Origin of the sequence: Pseudonocardia charpentierae (assembly GCF_031845345.1) — a bacterium.
Taxonomy (GTDB): Bacteria; Actinomycetota; Actinomycetes; order Mycobacteriales; family Pseudonocardiaceae; genus Pseudonocardia; species Pseudonocardia charpentierae.
In genome coordinates this window covers 600342-618980 of sequence record NZ_JAVREJ010000001.1, presented here as the reverse complement: position 1 = coordinate 618980, position 18639 = coordinate 600342, and the positions used below count along the sequence as shown (strand labels likewise).

The window sequence follows — 18639 nt, the reverse complement described above, 5'->3', positions numbered from 1 at the left end:
CGTCCACCGCGCGCAGCCGCATCGCCTCGAGGGTCTGGTGGTCCAGCTTGCGGCCGTCGTTGTCGCGCACACGGCATTGTTGCAGAAACAGAAGATCAAGTCAGCTTACTTACGTTCTCCTTGGTAAGAGTCAGGACATAAGGATCGCAAAGTATGGCTCCGCATCCGTAGAGACGTCGGAATACGAGCCCCCATTCCATCGCGGGCCTCGGCGCAGTGCCGGTCGCCGGCCCTCACCCGAAGACGAGCAGCGAGCCATCGTAGGCCGCGAGGAGAACTGGCCGCCCCGACGATGGGGAGGTTGAACTTGTTTGAACGGATATTGCTGGTTCCAGTTCTGGCTGTCCTAGAGCTTGCTGTAAGCGGGCGGCCAGAGCCATCGGGAACTGCCCGAGCGCACTGCCGTCATAATTGCAAGCAGCGCGGCGCTCTTCTCCTCGCTACCGTGAACGACAACCCGAACAGCTCGCGGAACCGTGCGGTTTCGCGGCGGCGATGCTTATCCTGAGGGTGTAGCTGGCCGCTTCAGGTTTGTTACTATCGGAACCGATGTGACGTCGTCAGTTCCTCGTCGCGACTGCTGTCGCCGCGGTTGCGGGTTGTTCATCCCGAAGCTCGACACCAGCCGGATCGCCACCTTCCGGCTCGCCCATAGGTGCGACGACAGCGAGCGCGGCGATGCCCGCCGCAACCACGGCCGTCCCCCGGACTCCTCCAGTGAACCGGCCTGGAACTGCGCAGGAGATCCTGCAACGCAGCACCGTCCCCGTGCTGTGCTACCACCAGATCCGCGAGCAGACCGCGGCCGACAACGCCGACGCGCGCTCCCTGATCTGCCCGCCGACCGTGCTGGAAGGCCACCTACGGGCCCTCACCGAGGCCGGGATGCACCCGGTCACCAGTACCCAGCTGGTGGATCACCTCGAGTTGGGGGCCCCGCTGCCCGATAAGCCAGTCATGGTCTCCTTCGACGACGCCTCCGGCGGGCAGTACACCCACGCGCTACCAATCCTGGAGCGCCTCGCTATGCCAGCGACGTTCTTCGTGATGACGGTCGTCCTGGACCGGCCGCACTGGCTCTCCCACGACGACATCCGGGCGCTGGACGCCGCCGGAATGACCATCGCCTCCCACACCTGGGACCACCACCCGGTCATCAAGTACGCGGACAAGGACTGGGCCACCCAGCTGGACAAGCCCCGCGCGCAGCTTGAGCAGATCGTCGGCCACGCCGTCGACCTGTTCGCCTACCCCTACGGCCTGTGGAACGCCGCCTCGCTGCCGGCTCGCCCGCCTCCGATCACCGTGCCGGTACGTCCGCGAAGCGGTCGAGGTGGCCGACGGGTCCCGGGCAGGTAACCGACCCGCAGTGGCCCCTGCTCACCATCCGCCGCGTCCTGATTCCGTCCAGCTGGGACAACCAGACCCTGCTCACCCGACTGACCACGTCGTGAGCCCACGGCCGACGAATCAGATGCTGTACCAGCGCTGTGCTCACCCTCGTGGACTTGAGCCTCGCGGGCTTTCTCCAAGTCGGACCTACCCCAGTGATCACCGGGAGCGTCCGGAACCCAGCACACGAAGCAGGGCGTCTCATACCGGATCTGGTAGCATTTCTCCTGGTCAGGGCCCCTGCTCGTGCGCCCGGAGGGACTCGAACCCCCAGCCTTCTGATCCGTAGTCAGATGCTCTATCCGTTGAGCTACGGGCGCATGCTCTGAAGTTGTATCCCGACCCTACCCGAGACGACCGGGGTCGCCCGCGTGGGGTCAGCGGAGGCTCCGGGATTTGAACCCGGGATGGGGGGTTACCCCAAACCGCATTAGCAGTGCGGCGCCATAGACCAGACTAGGCGAAGCCTCCCAAGGCCTCTCGGCCACCAGCGCGCCCAAGAGTACAGGTTGCACCCCGTGGCCCCTCACCCACCCGCCGTGTCAGCGCAAGTGGGCGTCGAACCAGTTCAACGTGCGCTGCCAGGCATCGGCCGCGGCGTCGGGGTCGGCGTCGAAGCGGTGTCCGCTCTGCCGGTAGACCACGACGTTCGTCACCGACTCGACCTTGATGCTGGCATCGCGCAGCTCGGCGGCATCCGCGTCGCCGTCGCCGTCGTCCTCACGGCCGTAGAGGCCGAGCCACGGGCAGGTCAGGTCGGCCATCGCGTCGGCCATCGACGGCAGCCGGTCGCGGACCGTCGACACGCTGGCCTCGTCCGCCACCGACACCGCGGCACCCATGGTCCGCTCGGTGGCCACCAGCAGCGCGACGGTCGCCCCGATGTCGAAGCCCAGTACGCCCATGCGGTCCGCGGTCACCTCGTGCTCGGCCAGCCATCCGAACGCGGTGTCCGTGTCGGCCATGACCTCGCCGCCGTCGAGCCGACCGACCTGCGCGCGGATCCGGTCGCCGTCGTCCTCGCCGATCTCGTCGGCGTCGTCGCGGTGGTAGAGGTGCGGGGCGACGGTCAGCCAGCCCTCGGCGGCGAGCCCGCTGACCATGTCGCGCACGGCGTCGGTCATCCCACGGGCCTCGTGCAGAACGACGATTCCTCCGCGGACCGGGCCGATCGGTTCCGCGACCGTCAAGCGCAGGGCGCTGCCGTCCACGAGAGGGACGGTCTCGGTCCGGATGTCGGTCATCGCACTCCTTGCGCGTCGTACGAGCGCTTCGCGCTCACCGGCTCAAGAGTGGCACGACGCCGCAGGTCGCGGCGTAGTGGGCGGGATACCGTGTCGGGTATGGCGCCGATTCGTCCCGACCTCGAAAGCCTGCCCGCCTACGTGCCCGGCCGGGCCGTTCCGGGGTCGATCAAATTGGCCAGCAACGAGGTGTCACAGCCCCCGCCGCCGCGGGTCCTGGCCGCGATCGCCGAGGCCGCGGCGGCGAGCAACCGCTACCCCGACCTGTCCGTCAACGGCCTCACCGTCCGGCTCGCGGACGAGTTCGGACTCGATTCCGCCCGTATCGCCGTCGGGTGCGGCTCGGTGAGCCTGTGTCAGCAGTTGGTGGCCATCACCTGTCGGGAGCCCGACGACGAGGTCGTCTACGCGTGGCGGTCGTTCGAGTCGTACCCGATCGTGACGCAGATCCAGGGAGCGACCAAGCGGACCGTGCCGCTGGATGCGCAGTTCCGCCATGATCTCGACGCGATGACCGCCGCCGTCACCCCGCAGACCCGGCTTGTGTTCGTCTGCACCCCGAACAACCCCACCGGGACGGCGGTGCGGCGCGACGAGTTCGAGCGCTTCCTGGCGGCGGTCGGTCCGGACGTGCTCGTCGCGCTCGACGAGGCCTACCGCGAGTTCGTGACCGATCCCGACGCCGTCGACGGCGCCACCCTGCTGGACGCGCACCCCAACCTCGTCGTGCTGCGCACCTTCTCGAAGGCGTACCGGCTCGCGGGCCTCCGTGTGGGGTATTCGCTGAGCACGCCGGAGGTGGCGCAGGCGCTGCGCAAGGTCGGATCACCGTTCGCCGTGAGCTCGGTGGCCCAGGCCGCGGCGATCGCCGCCCTCGACTGCCGCGCCGAACTGCTGGCCGCGTGCGCCGAGGTGGAAGGCGAGCGGGATCGGGTGCGCGCCGCGCTGCTCCACGCGGGTTACACCGTTCCGCCGTCGCAGGCCAACTTCGTCTACATCGCGCTCGGCGAGAAGACGGCTGCGTTCGCGGCCCACTGCCTCGACCAGAAGGTGGTCGTCCGGCCGTGGCACGGCGAGGGCGTGCGGGTCACGGTCTCGACGCCGGAGGAGAACGACGCCCTGCTGGCCGCGGCGCTGTCGTTCCCGAAGTAGGGCGGCAGCGCCGCTACGCCTCGAGCGCGTACCCCCCGCCGCGCACCGTGCGGATCCGCTCCGGTCCGATCTTGCGCCGCAGGTAGGAGATGTACACCTGCACGAGGTTCGCCGACACGGGCTCGGACCACGCCTGCCGGGCCAGCCGGTCCGCAGGCACGACGGAGCCACCTTCGGCGACCAGCGCGAGCAGCACGGAGAACTCCGTCGGCGACAGCGCGACCCGCCGCCCGTCGACGTGCACCTCGCCGAACTCGGTGTCGACGGTCACCTCGCCGTGGCGCAGCATCGTGGTACCGCCGACCGGGCCGAGGCGCAGCCGGAGCCGGATGCGGGCGGCCAGTTCGTCGACGGCGAACGGGCGCAGCAGGTAGTCGTCGCGGTCGCCGCGCAGCTGGCCGAGCAGGCCGGCACGGCGCTCACGAGGAGTCACCGCGATGACCGGCACGTTCGGTGCCTCCGACTGCACGGCAGCGAGAACGGCGGCCTGGTCGGGGCCGGGTAGTTCGACGTCGAGGACGAGCAACGAGGGGTCGCGGGCGCGGATGGCGTCCAGCACAGCGATCCCGTCGCTGACAGGGTTGACCGGCACACCCTCGGACCGCAGCGTCCGCAGAACTGAGGCGGAGGCTGCTGTCGGGGGGAGCGCCAGCAGGACAGGTTCGTTTGGGGGCATGGGTGTTCCCGCCACCGAAAGCACCAGCGGCGAAAGGGGCACACCCCCCGGGGGAGCAGCGGGGAGCATCCGCTCCACTCTGCCGCTACCGGCCCCCGGTCACAATCGGCTAACGGAGGGACATCACTCCATCGAGCCGACCGTTCGTCGCAACCTGAGAACGACGTTCGTCCAAATGGTGCAGTGACCCTCGTCATACAGCACTTTTCGGGTCGATCCGGCGCGCTTCGGCGACCTGTCGGCGCGCCCGAGCAACCCCGCCTCTCAGGTTCGTCGATCACGCCCCGTGACCTTTCTACAGTTCCGCACCATGCAACGAACCTCCGAGGACATGGAGGATCGGCTGGATGTCGGCACGTTGCTCGAGCGGATCTCTGCAGAACAGGGTCATCCGATCGAGAACACCGGGCGCCACCGCCTGCTGCCCGACCTCGACAACCGCCGCTCCCGCCGACGCCGGTTCGCGCCGGTCGTCGCCGGTGTGGCGACCGTCGTCGTGGCGACCACCGTCGCCCTGACCCTGCGCCCCGGCGACGCCCCCGACGGTCCGGAACTCGACGCCGCCCTGGTCGGTGCAGCCTCGGTCGCCCCGACGCCGACGGGCTATCCCGCGCCCGACGCGACCCCAGCCGACCAGGAGACGGCGCCGACGTCCACCTCCCGTGTCACCGCGACGGCGGCCTCGAAGGCCACGATCAAGCCCGCTGCGGTTCGCAGGTCGACCGAGGGCACCGCGACGAAGCAGCGGGCTGAAAGATCATCGACCGCGACGACTTCACGGGCTCCGCGGTGAACGTCACCTCCCGCGGTGCCACCCAGTACCCCGATGGCCAGAAGTGGTTCGAGAGCACCGATCCGGACACGCTCCCCCGTGGACCGGTGCATCCCGTCATCCGGCTCGACCCGTTTCCGCAGGGCGACTCCCCCGAGCCCTCGGTGCTGCAGGTCGGCCGGATGCGGATCTACGAATAGAGCGAGCCACTTCTCCACCCGCCCCGCCCGGAGCTCCCCACCGGGCGGGGCGGTGTCGTGTCGGTGCCCTGATCGGGTCGACCTACCGTGACCGTGTGAGACGAGACGTGCTGCGGCCGGTGCTGGCGGGTGTGGTGACGGCGCTGGTCGGGTTCGGCGGCGCGTTCCCGGTGGTGCTCGCCGGGCTGCGGGCGGTCGGCGCGGACGAGCGACAGGCGGCGTCCGGGCTGCTGGCGGTGTGCCTGGCGTCGGGAATCGTCGCGGTGGTACTCGGGCTGCGCACCCGGATGCCGGTGAGCATCGCCTGGTCGACGCCCGGTGCGGCGCTGCTCATCGCGGCCGGACCGCAGCCCGGCGGCTTCGCGGCGGCGGTCGGGGCGTTCCTGCTGTGTGGCGCGCTGATCGTGCTCTCGGGCCTGGTCCGGCCGCTGGGCCGGCTCATCGGGGCGATCCCGGCGCCGATCGCCGGGGCCATGCTCGCCGGCGTGCTGCTGCCGCTCTGCCTCGAACCGGTGAAGGCCGTCGCCGAGGTACCGCTGCTGGCCGTTCCGGTCGTGGTCGTGTGGGCGGTCGTCGGCCGGTTCGCCCGGCCGTGGGCGGTGCCGGCCGCACTGGCCGTTGCGGCCGTGGGCATCGTCGTGACCGGACCCGGACTGGGTGGAGCGAACCTGGCGCCCGTGCTGGAGTGGACCGCGCCGCGGTTCGACCCGGCGACGCTGGTGGGTGTCGGGCTGCCGCTGTTCCTCGTGACGATGGCGTCGCAGAACGTGCCGGGCATGGCCGTGCTCGCGACCTACGGCTACCGGCCCCGGTTGGCTCCGATCCTGGGTGCGACCGGGCTGGGCACCCTCGCCGCGGCCCCCTTCGGTGGGCACGCCGTGAATCTGGCCGCGATCAGCGCCGCGCTCGCCGCCGGCCCCGACGCGGATCCCGACCCCGGGCGGCGCTGGATCGCCTCGGTGACCGCCGGCGTCGGGCTCGCCGCACTCGGCCTCGGGGCCGGGCTCGCGACGGCGCTGATCCTCCTGTCCCCACCGGTCCTGGTGTCGGCGGTCGCAGGCCTGGCGCTCCTCGGTGCGCTGGCGGCCGCCCTGGCGTCGGCGGTGGCCGACCCGACGGCGCGGGAGGCCGCCGCGGTGACGTTCGTGGTCACGGCGGCGGGCATCGCGTTCCTGGGGATCGGAGCGGCGTTCTGGGGGCTGCTCGCGGGCGGGGCGATGGCGCTGCTGCACCGGCGCCGGGCACCTCGCGAGGAGCCCGCTCCGGCGGCCGCCGAGCCGCGGTGAGTCCGGTCTTCCTGGACGAACGGGCCGCTCGTCGGAACCTATGGGACGAGCGGGCCGCTCGTCCGCGCTTTCACGCGTCGGGGACCGCCGCCGACGCGCTCTCCAGGCCCCGCCGCACCAGCAGCGGGCCGATCTCCGGATCGCGCCCGCGGAAGGCGCGGTACGCCTCCAGCGGGTCGACGGCGCCGCCGCGGGACAGCAGCGCCCGCGCGAAGGCGTCGCCGTTCTGTCGCTGCAGGCCGCCGTGCTCCGCGAACCACTCAGCCGTGTCGGCGTCGAGCACCTCGCTCCAGATGTAGGAGTAGTAGGCGGCGGAGTACGCCCCGGCGAACACGTGATTGAAGTAGGCGCTGCGGTAGCGCGGGGGCAGGGTCGGCGGGATGCCGGCTGCGGCGAGCGCCGCCGCCTCGAACGCCTCGACGTCGTCCACCTCCTCGCCCGGCGCGAGGCGGTGCCACGCCAAGTCGAGCAGCGCTGCCGCGAGGTACTCGGTGGTGGCGAAGCCCTCGCCGAACATCGGTGCCTGGTCGATCAACCGGGCCCGCAGGTCGTCGGGCAGGGGTTCGCCGGTGACGTGGTGGCGGGCGAAGCGGTCGACGATCGCCGGGTCGCGCAGCCAGATCTCGTTGACCTGCGAGGGGAACTCGACGAAGTCGCGCGGCACGCCGGTGCCGGCGAACGTCGGGTACTGCACGTCGGACAGCAGGCCGTGCAGGGCGTGGCCGAACTCGTGGAAGAGCGTGACGACCTCGCCGACGCTCAGCAGGGTCGGCCCGGCGGCGGGCTTGGCCAGGTTGAGGGTGTTGAGCACCACCGGCTGCGTACCGAGCAGCCGCGACTGCACCACGAAGCTGTTCATCCACGCCCCGCCGCGCTTGGTCTCACGGGCGTAGTGGTCGGCGACGAACAGACCGACCGACTCACCGTCATGTTTCACGTGAAACACGCGCACGTCCGGGTGGTAGACGGGCAGGTCGTGGCGCTCCGTGAACTGCAGTCCGTAGAGCTCGCCGGCGGCGGCGAACACACCGTGGTGCAGCACCCGCTCCAGCTCGAGGTACGGGCGTAGCGGCGCGGTGTCGGCGGCCCGCCGGTGGCGGACCACTCCGGAGTAGAACGCGCGGTCCCACGGCTCGATCGGGTGGCCGGCGACGGCGGTCAGCTCAGCGGTCTCGGCTTCGGTGTTGCGGACCGCGGGACCGACGAGCGCGGTGAGCATCTTCTCGACGGCCTCGACCGTCTCCGCGGTGCCCACCTCGATCACCCACGAGGCGTGGTGGGGGTGTCCGAGCAGGCCCGCCCGTTCGGCCCGCAGCGCGGTGATCCGGCGGACGAGGTCGCGCGTGTCGTTTCCGTCGCCTCGCCCCCCTCGCGAGACCGACGCGCGGAACAGCTGCTCCCGCAACACCCGGTCGGTCAGCGACGACAGCGCGGGTTGGTGGGTGGGCAGCACGAGCGGGAGCACGTAGCGGCCGGGGAGGCCACGGACCTCCGCGGCCCGGGCGGCGGCCGCGATCGCGTCCGGGGCCAGCCCGTCGAGCCGTGCGGGGTCGTCGACGACGAGCGTGGAGTCGTTGGTGTCGGCCAGCAACCGGGCGCCGAACGCGGGGGACAGGGCCGACAGCTCGGCGTTCAGCGCCCGCAGCCGCTCCTGCGCCGCGGGGGCGAGACGCGCTCCGGCCCGGACCGCGTCGCGGTGCCGACGTTCCAGCAAGCGCAGCGACTCGGAGTCCAGGTCCAGCTCGTGGCGGACGGCGTGCAGCGCGTCCAGCCGGGCGAACAGGGCCCGGTCCAGGGTGATCGCGTCGGCGTGTGCGGCGAGCAGCGGCGCCACCAGGGCCTCGGTCTCGCGGATACCCGGCGTGGACAGCGACCCGACGAGCACGAAGAACACGGCCGAGACCCGCCGCAGCGTCGAGCCCGACCGTTCCAGGGCGACGACCGTGTCGTCGAAGGTGGGCGGTTCGGGCAGCGCGGTGATGGCGGCGACCTCTGCGCGCTGCTCGGCCATCGCGACCTCGAAGGCCTCCGCGAAGTGCTCCTCGCGGACGGCGTCGAAGTCGGGGAAGCCGAACTCCAGTGGGCTGCTGACGAGGAGAGGATTCACCCCTCGTCCTCCACCAGGCGGGCCGTGCGCCGCTTCACCACGGCGCCGATCGTGAGCCCGGCGATCACGGCGACGACCAGCCCGATCCACGAGAACCGCTGCAGCCAGCGTTCGGCGACGATCCCGAGGAAGTACACCGCGAACGTCGTGCCCGCGGCCCAGCAGATCCCGCCGAGGACGTTCGCGATCAGGAAGCGCGGGTAGTGCATGCGCAGCGCGCCGGCGAGTGGCCCGGCGAAGATCCGCAGCAGGGCGATGAAGCGCCCGAAGAACACCGCGAGCATGCCCCACCGCGCGAAGAGCCGTTCGGCGGCTGCCACGTGTGACGGCCCGAAGTGCCGAGGCATCTTCCGGCCGGCCCAGACGAACAGACCCATGCCGTAGCGGCGGCCGATGGCGTAGCCGATCGAGTCGCCGATCACCGCCCCACCGACCGCGGCCAGGGCGATCCACCCCGGCGAGACCTCGAGCTCGTGCCGTGACGACAAGAGTGCCGCGCTGACCAGCACGATCTCACCGGGCAGCGGCACCCCGAGGCTCTCGATGCCCACCACGAGGCCGACGGTGAGGTAGACGACCAGCGGCGGGATCGTGATGAGGAACGCGTCGACGGCCGGGTTCACCAGTTGGCCCGCCGCTCGCGCAGCGCGGCCCGCCGGACGGTGCCGCCGGGAGTGCGCGGCAACGCGTCGACGACGTGGACGACGTGGACGACGCTCGGCACGGCGTGCGCCGGCAGCTTGGTGCGCACCATCTGTTTCAGGTCCTCCGCCAGCCCAAAGGCCGGATCCGCACCCGGCCGCAGCACCACGTAGGCCTCCGGAACGATGCCGCGGCGGGCGGTCGGCACGCCGACCACGACGGCCTCGGTGACGTCTTCGTGCAGCATCAGCACACTCTCCACCTCGAACGGGGCGATCCGGTGCCCGGCCGTGACGATCACGTCGCCGGCGCGGGCCGAGAAACGATGGCACCCGGCGGCGTCCACCCCGGCGGTGTCGCCGGTCAGGTACCACCGGCCGTCGGCGGTGAACGACGTCGACGTGCGTTCATGATCGCCGACGTAGCCGGTGAACCACATCAGCGGGCTGGCGGCCCGGTCGACGGCGAGCCTGCCGACGACGCCCGGAGCCGCGGGCGCGTCGTGGTCGTCGGCCAGCACGGCGACGCTCCAGCCGGGGAGCGGTCGGCCCGTCGTCCCCGGCCCGCAGCCGGCGTCGTCGACGATCACCGTGCCGAGCTCGGCCTGCCCGTACCGGTCGTGCAGCGGATGGCCGAGCACCTCCTCCGCCCAGGTCACGAGGTCCGGCGGTAGCGGCTCGCCCGTCGACGACGCGTAGCGCAGCGCGAGCCCGGGCGGTGGCGAGCCGACGGCGGCCATGGCCCGGAAGTACGCGGGGCCGGCGTGCAGGTGCGTGACCCGGTAGCGGTCGAGCAGCCGCCAGGCCGGGACGGGCGCGATCGACCCGCGGGTGAACAGGCCGCGCCGCCCGGTGGCGAGCGGGCCCAGCACCGCGGAGTAGAGGCCGGTCGCCCAGCCGGGGTCGCCGGTGTCCCAGTGCACGTCAAGGGGCCGCTCGTCGTCGACGGGGCCGCCGGCCGCGAGGCGGGCGGTGGCGAAGGCGGCGAGTGCGCGGACCGGGACCGGCACCGCCTTCGGCGGCCCAGTGGTGCCAGCGGTGAACACGTGCACGAGAGGTCCGTCGCCGCCGACCGCGACGGGCAGGAGCAGCGAGTCGTCGAGGTAGAGCGCCATCAGAGCCTCGAACGACAGCTCGCGGCGCCCTGGCTCGCCGCGGACCACGACGACCCGCCATCGCGGGTCCGCAGGCACCCCCTCGCCCGCGGCGAGCTTCGTCCGGCGGTCGGCGTCGACGACCACCAGCGCGACGTCCGCCGCCCGCAGCCGGACGGCGATCGCCGGGCGCCCCAGAGCCGTCGAGAGCGGCACGACGACCGCGCCCCGGCGCCAGATCCCCAGCAACGTCACGACCAGTTCGATCGAGCGGCCCATCAGCACGGCGACCCGGTCGCCGGGCCCGACGCCGAGATCGGCCAGCGCCGCGGCGAACCGGGCCGACTCGCGGCCGAGCTCGCCGTAGGTCAGCTCGCGGGCCGACAGGTCCGGCTCCACCACGGTGAACGCGAGGTCGTCCGCGGGGTGGTCGTCGCACAGCAGGCGGGCGACACAGGCGTCGACGGCGCCGAACTTCTGCAGCAGCGCGGCGGGCCCGTCCGTCATGTGGCTCATCCTGCCGCCCCCGGGGGCCGAGCACCCAGGAACTCGGCCGCTGCCTCACCCACCGCGACCGCCGTCGCGGCCGTACCGCGGCGCGGTGCGACCGGGAGCACGGAAAGGTCGACGACGCGCAACTGCTCGAGCCCGTGCACGCGCAGCTCGGGATCGACGACGGCGTGCGGGCCCATGGCGGCGGTGCCGCACAGGTGCTGGGCGGTGGTGAGGTGGGTCGCTATCCAGCCGTCGAGGGCCCGGTCCGAGCCGAGAACCTCCCCTCCGGGCTCGACCCGCGTGCCGACCCCGGCGCGGAGCAGGTCGGCGGCCACCCGGACGGCGTGCCGCAGACGACGGCGGTCGTGCTCCGTGCGCAAATAGCCGTAGGCGATGTGGGGCGGCCCGTCGGGTGCGGGCAGCGTGAGGGTTCCGCGGCTGTCGGGGTGCATCAGCTGGCACATGAGGTGCAGGGGACCGTCGGGGACGAACGGGCGCGCGAAGAGCAGCACCTCGCAGTCGCCCGCCGGGTCCGCACCCGCATCGAGGTCGAGCGCGGCCTGCGCGGCCCGGGCGTGCGGGTGCGGGGACGGATCGGCCGTGGTGAAGGGCAGCAAGACGGCGGGGTGGTCGGTGAAGCCGCGGCCGACTCCGGCCAGGTGGTGCCGGACCTCGACGCCTGCGGCACGCAGGTCGTCGGCCGGTCCGATCCCGGACCGCAGGAGCAGGTGTGGGGTGCCGACGGATCCGGCCGCGAGCACGACCTCACCCGCGTGGACCGTGGTGCCGTCAGTGAGCCGGACGCCGACGGCCCGGGTGCCGTCGAGCACGATGCGCTCCGCCGGGCTGTCGCCGCGGACGGTCAGCGTGTCGTTCCGCAGCACCGGAGCGTCGCCCGATCCGAGCGGCAGCCCGGCCACGTCCCTCAGATAGGCCATCGCCGGGTTGACCCGCACCCCGTCGACGGCGTTGCCCGGCACCAGCCCCGCTCCCGGTGCGCCGCCGGCGTTCTTGTCGGTCTCGGCGGGAAAACCGCAGCTCGCAGCGGCCGCGAGGAACCGATCCGCAGCCGGATGGCGCAGCGCGCCGGCGGGCCGACCAACCGGGACCGGGCCGTCGACGCCGTGCCCGGGCCTCCCGCCGAGGTCGGCGTCCGACTCCGACCGGACGTAGCGCGCGAGCATCTCCACCCAGGTCCAGCCGGGCTGGTCCCAGCCGTCGGCCGGGGTCGCCCGCATCCAGACCGCGCCGTTGACCGCGCCCGAACCGCCGAGCACGCGGCCGCGGGGGACGGCGGCAGTGCTACCGGTGCGGAGCTCCACCGGATGATCCCAGTTGGCGGGGTGGCCGGGCCCGGTGGCCGCGAGGGAGGCGACGTCCAGGATCTCCGGCGCCCACTCGACCGGACCGGCCTCGAGCAGGAGCACCCGGCAGGCGCGGACCGCGGCCAGCCGACCGGCCAGGGCGCAGCCCGCCGATCCGCCCCCGACGACCACGACGTCGTACTCCGCACCCACGTCTTCAGCATGGCAGTGACCACCGACAGCTCGATCCGGGAAGGATGGCACCGTGGCTCCCCTTGCCGATCTGACCACCTTCCTGACCGCAAGCCCGACGCCGTACCACGCGGTGGCCGAGGCCGTGGGCCGACTGCGGGCTGCCGGGTTCACCGAGCAGGTGGAGACCGAGGCCTGGTCCCGCGAGCCGGGCGGCCGCTGGCTCGTGCGCGACGGCACGCTGCTGGCCTGGTGGCAGCGCGCGGACCCCGCGCCCCTGCGGGTCTTCGCCGCGCACACGGACTCCCCCACACTCAAGGTCAAACCGCATCCGGATGCGGGCGCGGCCGGCTGGCGGCAGGTGGCGGTCGAGGTCTACGGCGGAGCGCTGTGGAACTCGTGGCTGGACCGCGACCTCGGGCTCGCGGGGCGGCTCTCCCGCTACGACGGGTCGTCGGCGCTGGTCGACGTGCACCGCCCGCTGCTCCGCGTGCCGCAGTTGGCCATCCACCTGGACCGGGCGGTCAACCAGGGCCTGACCCTCGATCCGCAGCAGCACCTGTTGCCGGTCTGGGGCCTGGGCGAGCCGGGCGGGTTCCTGGAGTTCGTCGCCGCCGAGGCCGGGGTCGCGATCGACGACGTCGCCGGGCACGACCTCGTCGTGTACGACCTCGCTCCGCCCGCGACGCTGGGCGAGGCCGAGGAGCTGTTCGCCGCGGGGCGGTTGGACAACCTGGTCTCGGTGCACGCCGGCCTGTCCGCGCTGCTCGAGGCGCAGGAGAGCGCGACGGTCCCCGTGCTCGTGGCGTTCGACCACGAGGAGGTGGGCAGCGCCTCGGCGACGGGGGCGGCCGGACCGCTGCTGGAGACCGTGCTGACCCGCCTGGCCGGCGGGTTCGACGCACGGGCCGAGGTGTTCGCGGCGTCGCGGGCGCTGTCCTGCGACGTGACCCACGCGGCGCACCCCAACTACCTGGGCCATCACGACCCGGTGCACCGCGCGCTGCCCAACGGAGGTCCCGCGCTGAAGGTCAACGCGAACCAGCGCTACGCCACGGACGCACCGGGAGCGGCCGCGTGGGCGCGGGCGTGCCGGGACGCGGACGTGCCGAACCAGGTGTTCGTCTCCCGCAACACCGTGCCGTGCGGAAGCACGGTGGGGCCGATCATCGCGACGCGGCTGGGCATCCGGACGGTGGACGTCGGGATCCCGGTGCTGTCGATGCACTCGGCGCGGGAGCTGTGCGGGGTCGACGACCCGGCGTACCTCGTCGATGCCGCCACGGCGTTCCTCGTCGATCCCGGCTGATCACGCACCGAACGTGCCGGCCGTCACGGCAGTTCCGGTTCGGCGCGCGGGGGCCGGGTGAAACGCGGATGCTGGACGGGTGAGGTCCGTAACGGCGGTAGCCGACGACATCGACACCGGGCTCTTCGGCCCGCACTCCGTGACGTGGCGGGTCCACCTCGAGCCGGTGCTCTACGTGGGCGGGCTCCGGGCGTTGATCCTCCAGGCCCTGCACCCGTGGGTGATGCTCGGGACCTACCAGAACTCCGCGTTGTTCGACCCGGCCAAGGCCTTCGCCCGCTTCGTGCGCACCGCCGAGTTCGTGGGCATCCGCACCTTCGGCACCACAAGCGAGGTGGAGGCCGCCGCCGGGCGGGTGCGGCGCATCCACGCCAAGCTGCGCGGCCACGACCCGGCCACGGGGCGGGCATTCCGACTCGACGACCCGCAGGGCCTGCTGTGGGTGCACTGCGGGGAGATCGACTCCTACGTCGACGTGGCCGTCCGCGCCGGGATCCTGAACGACGCCGACGCCGACCGCTACATCGCGGAGAGCGCACGTGCGGCCGAGGTGGTGGGGGCGGCGGACGCGCCGCGGTCGCGGGCCGAGATGAAGGCCTACTTCGACGAGATCCGTCCCCGCCTGCGGCTGACCGACGAGGCGATCACGGGCACCACGAACCTCATGACCGCTCGGATGCCGGCACCCGTGGCCGTGAAGCTGACGCAGCCGCCCATCGCGGCGCTGGGGTTCGCGAGCATGCCTCGTTGGGCCCGGCGCATGTACGGATCGCCGGGCCTGCCGACCACCGACCTCAGCACCACACTGGCGCTCAAGGCGCTGCGGGCGACGCTCACCCGGATCCCCGGGCCGCCGGAACCGCCACACATGCAGCGCGCCCGGCGGCTGATGGTGGAGGCGGGCACGCTGCCCTCGTAGCCCCTGCGCGAGTCCGCCGGTTCGTCAGCGCGGGTTCCCCGGTTCGTCAGCGCGAGTCCGCCAGCGCAGCAGCACCGGCAGCAGAGCCGCCGTCAGCGCGACCAGCACCGTCACCGCAGCTGTACCGCCCAGAGCCCACGCCGCGTAGACCGCGAACGACGGCAGCTCCCCCACGACGTTGGCCACCGACGTCACCGTCGCGCGGGCCGGGCCCGTGATCCGCTCCTGCAGCCGGGCGTCCGCGACCACGAGGACGGCCCGGTACAGGCCGTAGTAGAGGGCGACGGCCGCGAGCGCCACCGGATGCGGAACGGCCGCCGCGATCCCGAGCAGCGCGGCTCCGACGGCGAGCACGACGCCGAGCGCTCCGGCGCCGAGCCGATTCGCCGGGCCACCCAGCGCGGCGCCCACGGCCCCGACGAGCGGTATGACCAGCAACGCTGTGGGCACCGCCGCGGTGGACACCTGGAGATCGCGGGCGAGGAGCGGGAAGTACTCCTCGAACGCGTCCAGGCCGTAGAGCAGGCCGAACGCGACCACGGCGCCGAGCAGCGGCGGTCGTGCGACGACCTCCACCACACCGGCGCGCAAGGTCGCCAGGTAGGAGGCGTCCGCATCGTTCCCGGGATCTGCAGGGTCGATGGACGAAGAGGTCACCGTCGGCGCGCCTGACGGCTCCGGCAGGCGGGCGGCCAGCACGGCGGTGCCGACGCACGTCGCGACGCTCACCCAGCCGGCTGCCGGATATCCGCCGACGACGAACAGCACCGTGGCGATGCCGGCCGTCGGCACCTGCACGATCAGCCCGGCCGCGCCCACCCACCCCTGGACCCGCGCGTAGTGCTCCGCGGCGTCGACCGACGCCAGCCCGTCGTGCAGCAACGCCTCCTGTGCACCCGAGGCGAGAGCACTGCCGAGCCCCCATGCCACGAAGCCCACGGCGAAGCCGAGGAACCCGGGGAACACGACCCAGGAGGCGTAGCCGACCGCCTGCACGAGAGCACCGACGGCCAGCGAAGGACGGCGGCCGAAGCGGTCCGCGAGCGCGCCGGAGGGCACCTCGGCCACGATCCCGACCGCGGACCACAGCGCGAAGAGCACCGAGATCTCCGCATCGGACAGGCCCGTGTCCGCGAACAAGAGAGCGTAGAGCGGATAGATCGGCACCAGGTCGGCCAGCAGGGCCCATCCGACGATGCGCCGGGCGAGCGGGCGGGCCGGGAGCGGGAGAGCACGTCAACCGAACGGCATGCACCGAACGTAGCGCGCGGCACCAACGATTTCGGTCGGCGCTCCCGCCGCGCCGGTTCTGTCGGTGCGCGGGTCTACCGTCCGCGGCATGAGCCACATCACACGGAATCAGCCCCTCGGCACCCCCACGTGGATCGACCTCGGGATCCCGGATCTGGACCGCGCCATGGAGTTCTACGGCACGCTCTTCGGCTGGACGTTCGAGGTCGGTCCGGAGGAGTACGGCCGCTACACCCAATGCCTGCTCGACGGCAGGCGCGCCGCCGCGCTGGCCCCGAATCCGGACCCGTCGGCCACCGGGTTCTGGTGGAGCGTCTACCTGGCCACCGACGACCTCGACGCCACCGTCGCGCGGTCGCTCGAGGCGGGCGGAACGGTCGTCGGTGGCCCATTCGACATTCCGGAGCAGGGCCGGGGCGCGCTGCTCCGCGACACCGTCGGCGCGCAGTTCGGCCTCTGGCAGGGCAGCGCGCACGTCGGGTGCGAGGTGGTGAACGAACCGGGTGCGTTGATCCGCAACGACCTGGTCACCCCGACGCCCGAGCCTGCGCGGGAGTTCTACGCCGCGGTGTTCGACTTCACCCTCGAAGACAACAAGGACATGCCCGGGGTCGACTTCACGTTCCTGCGCCGCCCGGACGGCCACGAGGTCGGCGGCATCTTCGGCAACCCGGCCGCGCACGGTTCCACGTGGAACACCGTGTTCGAGGTGGCCGACACGGACGAGGCGGTGCGCCGCGCGCGCGACGCCGGCGGGAAGTCGGACGAGGCGTCCGACATGCTCTACGGCCGCATCGCCTCGATGTCCGACCCGTTCGGCACGGAGTTCTCCGTGATCACCAGAGCGACCGGCTGACGGACCGCACTACCACTGCCGGCAGCCGGCTCTACGACGCCGCTCGCGCGTCGTGACCACCGCTGTGGCCGAAGTGATTCGGCGGAGGTGAGGCGGGAGCCAGGTTGCCCCGGACGCGAGCCGTCGGCCAGGCCACCACGGCACCCGTGGGCGACGCGGCCGCACGCGCGCTCTCCTGGGCGGCCCGGTCGCGCCGGTCCCACCAGCGCGTGATCAGCGCGAGCGTGGCGATGAGCAGCAGGACCGTCGGAGCGAAGATCGTGATCGGCCAGTAGTCCAGCACCAGCGCCAGCGTGGGGTGGCTGTACTTGAGCATCGGATCCTCCGGTGCACCGTCGCGACATGTTCAGGGGCGAAGGCGTCGCCGCGCTCCCCCACGCGTACTCGCCCCGTGGATCACCCTTGTTACCTTCTGTCACACGATCGGTGCGCACCGTTGCAACGCCGCTCCGGCGGGTGTATTCACCGCGGCCGGGGTGGCACAGCCATGCGAGACGCCCTACACGGACGGGGCGGGCCGATGGGCAGGTTGGAACAACTCGATCAGATTGCCGTCCGGGTCGGCGAGCAGAATCTGCCGCCCACCCGGGCCGGTGATCAGGTCGCTGCGCAAGGGCAGGTCGGCAGCGCGGAGCCGGGCGATCTCGGCGTCGAGGTCGTCGACGACGAGGTGGATGCGGTTACGGCCGGCGGTGGCGGCATCGTGGGGGGTGGCGCGGGCACCGGAACTGGCGGGGCCGGACAGCAACAGCCGCAACGGCCCACGGACCACGTCGGCGAAGGCGGGCGCGGCACTGGTGTTCAGCGTGAAGCCGAGGTGAATGGTGTAGAAGTCGATGGCGGCCTGCACGTCGCTGACGAGGTAGCGGACGCTGGCGTACTGGTCGGGCGTGCTCACGGCTGAACCCCCTGATGGTCGCTGGCGGTGAGGACCGGCAGCAGGTGCCGGACACGGATGTCGATGTCTGCCGCCGTGCGCTGGAACGCGGGGTAGCTGAGGTGGTCGTCGTCTTCCACGGTGGCCGGGTCGGGAATGCTCCAGTGGGCCCGCTGCGGGTGGCGGGGGAACTCCGGGCACACCTCGCGGGCCCGGTCGCACAAGGTGATCACGTGGCTGAACCTGCGCCCGGCGAGGGCGTCCACGTGCTGGGGTCGCTGGTCGGAGACGTCGATGCCGAACGTCTCACGAAGTACTCGGACGGCGTTGGGGTGCAGGTCGCGCTTGGGCCGGTTGCCGGCGCTGGTGACCGTCACGTGGGCGGCGGTGTGATGGCGCAGCAGCGCCTCGGCGATCGGTGAACGCGCGCTGTTTCCTGTGCATACGAACAGCACGGCGGTACGTCGCGACCACCGCCCGTCGGCCGGAGAAACCGGTGGTGGAACGTCCCTGCGCAATGCCGGGTGCAGCGTGGCGCCGCCGTCGGTCAGCGCAGCCGCGCAGCGGTCCAGGTCGAGGTGGTAGTAGCTGTCCCGGCCGTCGAAGCTGCTGCGTGTCGAGGTGACGAGCTCGCCACTGCGGAGCAGCCGCAGGTGGTACGAGACCAGGTTCTGTGGTTGATCGACCCGCGCCACCAACTCGCGGACCCGGTAGTCGCTCTCGGCGAGCGCGGCCAGGAGCTGCCAGCGCAGCGGGTGCGCCGCCAGCCGGAGAAACGCCGGCGGTGAGGCGGTGACTCGACCTGCGGGCAGCACGCGTCGACGGTACATCAAGCACCTTTGATGCATCAGGTGTATTTGATTGACTATCAC

18 protein-coding genes and 2 tRNA genes are annotated in these 18639 nt (G+C 72.3%); 8 read left to right on the top strand and 12 right to left on the bottom strand.

The annotated features are described in order from the left end of the window. Positions 1-717 precede the first annotated feature (717 nt). Positions 718-1359 (top strand): polysaccharide deacetylase family protein, encoded by a 642-nt coding sequence (locus RM445_RS02935; protein ID WP_311554370.1) that lies wholly within the window; start codon positions 718-720, stop codon positions 1357-1359. A 280-nt stretch (positions 1360-1639) separates the two neighbouring features. On the opposite strand, the gene RM445_RS02930 is transcribed toward RM445_RS02935, so the two are convergent. The 3 genes from RM445_RS02930 to RM445_RS02920 all read right to left on the bottom strand — a co-directional run bounded on the left by RM445_RS02930 (position 1640) and on the right by RM445_RS02920 (position 2636). Then, positions 1640-1712, bottom strand: a tRNA-Arg gene (locus RM445_RS02930). Positions 1713-1773: 61 nt separating this feature from the next. After that, positions 1774-1863, bottom strand: a tRNA-Ser gene (locus RM445_RS02925). A gap of 71 nt (positions 1864-1934) precedes the next feature. After that, positions 1935-2636: a dienelactone hydrolase family protein gene (locus RM445_RS02920; RefSeq protein WP_311554369.1), complete on the bottom strand. Its 702-nt coding sequence runs from the start codon at positions 2634-2636 to the stop codon at positions 1935-1937. A 99-nt stretch (positions 2637-2735) separates the two neighbouring features. Between RM445_RS02920 and hisC the strand changes: the two genes are divergently transcribed. Continuing rightward, entirely contained in the window at positions 2736-3788 is a 1053-nt protein-coding gene (gene hisC, locus RM445_RS02915) for a histidinol-phosphate transaminase (protein WP_311554368.1), read from the top strand. A gap of 13 nt (positions 3789-3801) precedes the next feature. Here the strand turns inward: hisC and RM445_RS02910 are convergent, their stop codons facing one another. Beyond that, positions 3802-4464, bottom strand: coding sequence for a response regulator transcription factor (locus RM445_RS02910; protein ID WP_311554367.1), 663 nt, complete (start codon positions 4462-4464; stop codon positions 3802-3804). A gap of 310 nt (positions 4465-4774) precedes the next feature. On the opposite strand from RM445_RS02910, the gene RM445_RS02905 reads away from it, so the two are divergent. The 3 genes from RM445_RS02905 to RM445_RS02895 all read left to right on the top strand — a co-directional run bounded on the left by RM445_RS02905 (position 4775) and on the right by RM445_RS02895 (position 6722). Further along, positions 4775-5257, top strand: a complete 483-nt coding sequence (locus tag RM445_RS02905; RefSeq protein ID WP_311554366.1) for a hypothetical protein — start codon at positions 4775-4777, stop codon at positions 5255-5257. Further along, positions 5254-5436, top strand: coding sequence for a hypothetical protein (locus tag RM445_RS02900; RefSeq protein ID WP_311554365.1), 183 nt, complete (start codon positions 5254-5256; stop codon positions 5434-5436). The genes RM445_RS02905 and RM445_RS02900 overlap by 4 nt, the downstream gene beginning before the upstream one ends. A gap of 95 nt (positions 5437-5531) precedes the next feature. Next, a complete protein-coding gene (locus RM445_RS02895) occupies positions 5532-6722 on the top strand; it encodes a benzoate/H(+) symporter BenE family transporter (protein WP_311554364.1) in 1191 nt (396 codons plus the stop codon). Between the two features lie 70 nt (positions 6723-6792). Here the strand turns inward: RM445_RS02895 and RM445_RS02890 are convergent, their stop codons facing one another. The 4 genes from RM445_RS02890 to RM445_RS02875 are packed head-to-tail and all read right to left on the bottom strand — an operon-like array spanning position 6793 to position 12576. After that, a complete protein-coding gene (locus RM445_RS02890) occupies positions 6793-8829 on the bottom strand; it encodes a M3 family metallopeptidase (protein WP_311554363.1) in 2037 nt (678 codons plus the stop codon). After that, complete coding sequence (locus RM445_RS02885) at positions 8826-9452, bottom strand: DedA family protein (RefSeq protein ID WP_311554362.1); 627 nt, start codon at positions 9450-9452, stop codon at positions 8826-8828. The genes RM445_RS02890 and RM445_RS02885 overlap by 4 nt, the downstream gene beginning before the upstream one ends. Then, positions 9449-11071 (bottom strand): AMP-binding protein, encoded by a 1623-nt coding sequence (locus tag RM445_RS02880; protein ID WP_311554361.1) that lies wholly within the window; start codon positions 11069-11071, stop codon positions 9449-9451. The genes RM445_RS02885 and RM445_RS02880 overlap by 4 nt, the downstream gene beginning before the upstream one ends. A gap of 5 nt (positions 11072-11076) precedes the next feature. Beyond that, on the bottom strand, positions 11077-12576 hold the full coding sequence (locus tag RM445_RS02875) for a GMC family oxidoreductase (RefSeq protein WP_311554360.1): 1500 nt from the start codon (positions 12574-12576) through the stop codon (positions 11077-11079). A 52-nt stretch (positions 12577-12628) separates the two neighbouring features. Here RM445_RS02875 and RM445_RS02870 point away from each other — a divergent pair, with 52 nt between their 5' ends. Together RM445_RS02870 and RM445_RS02865 are read left to right on the top strand one after the other, a co-directional pair. Beyond that, positions 12629-13864, top strand: coding sequence for a M18 family aminopeptidase (locus RM445_RS02870; protein ID WP_311554359.1), 1236 nt, complete (start codon positions 12629-12631; stop codon positions 13862-13864). Between the two features lie 79 nt (positions 13865-13943). Next, positions 13944-14783 (top strand): oxygenase MpaB family protein, encoded by an 840-nt coding sequence (locus tag RM445_RS02865; protein ID WP_311554358.1) that lies wholly within the window; start codon positions 13944-13946, stop codon positions 14781-14783. Between the two features lie 24 nt (positions 14784-14807). Here the strand turns inward: RM445_RS02865 and RM445_RS02860 are convergent, their stop codons facing one another. Then, complete coding sequence (locus RM445_RS02860; protein ID WP_311554356.1) at positions 14808-15950, bottom strand: MFS transporter; 1143 nt, start codon at positions 15948-15950, stop codon at positions 14808-14810. Between the two features lie 172 nt (positions 15951-16122). On the opposite strand from RM445_RS02860, the gene RM445_RS02855 reads away from it, so the two are divergent. Further along, the gene (locus tag RM445_RS02855; RefSeq protein ID WP_311554355.1) at positions 16123-16890 is read left to right on the top strand and encodes a VOC family protein; all 768 of its coding nucleotides are present in this window, start codon (positions 16123-16125) and stop codon (positions 16888-16890) included. 31 nt (positions 16891-16921) lie between these two features. On the opposite strand, the gene RM445_RS02850 is transcribed toward RM445_RS02855, so the two are convergent. The 3 genes from RM445_RS02850 to RM445_RS02840 all read right to left on the bottom strand — a co-directional run bounded on the left by RM445_RS02850 (position 16922) and on the right by RM445_RS02840 (position 18582). Continuing rightward, the gene (locus RM445_RS02850) at positions 16922-17206 is read right to left on the bottom strand and encodes a hypothetical protein (RefSeq protein WP_311554354.1); all 285 of its coding nucleotides are present in this window, start codon (positions 17204-17206) and stop codon (positions 16922-16924) included. A gap of 183 nt (positions 17207-17389) precedes the next feature. Beyond that, positions 17390-17788, bottom strand: coding sequence for a VOC family protein (locus RM445_RS02845; RefSeq protein ID WP_311554353.1), 399 nt, complete (start codon positions 17786-17788; stop codon positions 17390-17392). Next, positions 17785-18582 (bottom strand): arsenate reductase/protein-tyrosine-phosphatase family protein, encoded by a 798-nt coding sequence (locus RM445_RS02840; RefSeq protein WP_311554352.1) that lies wholly within the window; start codon positions 18580-18582, stop codon positions 17785-17787. The genes RM445_RS02845 and RM445_RS02840 overlap by 4 nt, the downstream gene beginning before the upstream one ends. Positions 18583-18639 lie beyond the last annotated feature (57 nt).